Genomic DNA, 1616 nt, shown 5'->3' on the forward strand with positions numbered 1-1616 from the left:
AAGAAGCCGTGGCACGCATGAAAAAGGAAATCGCAGTGATTCAGGAGATGGGCTACGTGGATTATTTCCTGATCGTCTGGGATTATATCACATACGCACGGAAGCAGGGCATCCCCGTGGGGCCGGGAAGAGGTTCCGGTGCGGGGAGCATCTGTGCCTATTGTATGGGCATTACGCAAATCGACCCGCTTCCGTATCACTTACTTTTTGAACGCTTTCTCAATCCGGAGCGTGGAAGCATGCCGGATTTTGACATTGGTGCGAGACGTTTTCTGTTGAAAAGGCAGGACACGTTTTCAGAATACATAGCAGTCTGAAAACGGAGAACTGCTGTCCCGATGGTCAGAATGATGGAGTAACGTCCGGAAATGGCCACCTGAAACTGCGGCATGCTGCCGGTTGGCGGTGTGAAGCCCGCTGGAGTCGGAGGAAGTTCGCCCAAGTCGGCGGATGATACTTCGGAGGTCTTTGCGCCTTTCGAGGTGCTGAAATCACATAGGATCAGAATGTGCATTAAGCACTGACGAACCTGCGAATGAAATGCCATGCATTTTGGGGCGGAGTAAACACGATGTTATGAAATGCCCTGCGCCGTTACAGGCGGCGGAGGAACTGCATGGTAATAGCGGGGGTCTACGTGTGAATAAGAGAAGATAGGGACAGCGGAACGTCGGAAGCGGCAGAGCGGATATCTGTTTGGGGGACGAAGAAAATAAGCCTCCTTCATCTGCCGTGAAAGCGGTGGCACGAGCGTGGAAACTCCTGTAATGGGAGCGGAGCAACAGCCACCAGTCGGGATGGTGCATTCCGATGGAACGCCGTGTGCGGTGAAAGCCGCACGCACGGTGTGGCGTGGGGGAAAAGACGGAGAGGCAGGGAAATTCCTGCTCCAAACTCTTACCTATCACGATATTTTGGCGTAGAAGGCCGCCAAAAAGTAAAGGAATATGTGGTTTCCAAATACGGTGCCGATCGTGTCTCTGAGATCATCACGTTCGACTTTCTCAAAGCACGTGCTGCGGTAAAGGACACCGGACGTGCGCTGGGCGTTCCCTATGCCCTGTGCGATCAGATTACCAAGCACATTGACCCACGAAACACCATTGCCGAGGCAATGGCGGAAAAAGAAGATGGTGCAGAGCTGCGCAAACTCTATGAAACGGATTCGTCTGCGCATCAGCTGCTGGACATGGCAATGCAGCTGGAGGGTATGCCGCGGCACGCTTCCACCCACGCTGCTGGTGTGCTGATCTCTGCGTTTCCCATCGTGGAGCTGGTACCGCTGCAAAAAAATGACAACATCGTCATCACGCAGTATCCCATGAAAGTCCTGGAAAAACTGGGACTGCTCAAGTTCGATTTTCTGGGTCTGCGAAATCTCTCCATCATCCACGACTGTGTGCTTTCCATCCAAAAGCAGCAGCCGGCATTTTCACTGGACAAGATTTCCCTGCACGACAGCGCTGTCTATGCTATGATGTCAAAAGGGGACACGACTGGGGTATTCCAGTTCGAAAGCGCAGGAATGCGCAGCATCCTCAAACGGCTCCGTCCGCAAAATTTGGTGGACTTGACCATTGCACTGTCGCTCTATCGCCCCGGACCACGCTCTTCCA

General features: G+C 53.2%; 2 pseudogenes. Both read left to right on the top strand.

The features are described 5' to 3' along the window. A pseudogene (locus tag QZL66_RS08505) lies at positions 1-257 on the top strand (hypothetical protein); the annotation flags it as partial. A 692-nt stretch (positions 258-949) separates the two neighbouring features. Next, positions 950-1616, top strand: a pseudogene (gene dnaE, locus QZL66_RS08510) (DNA polymerase III subunit alpha); the annotation flags it as partial.

Origin of the sequence: Ruminococcus sp. CAG:330 (assembly GCF_000437175.1) — a bacterium.
Taxonomy (GTDB): Bacteria; Bacillota; Clostridia; order Oscillospirales; family Ruminococcaceae; genus Ruminococcus_C.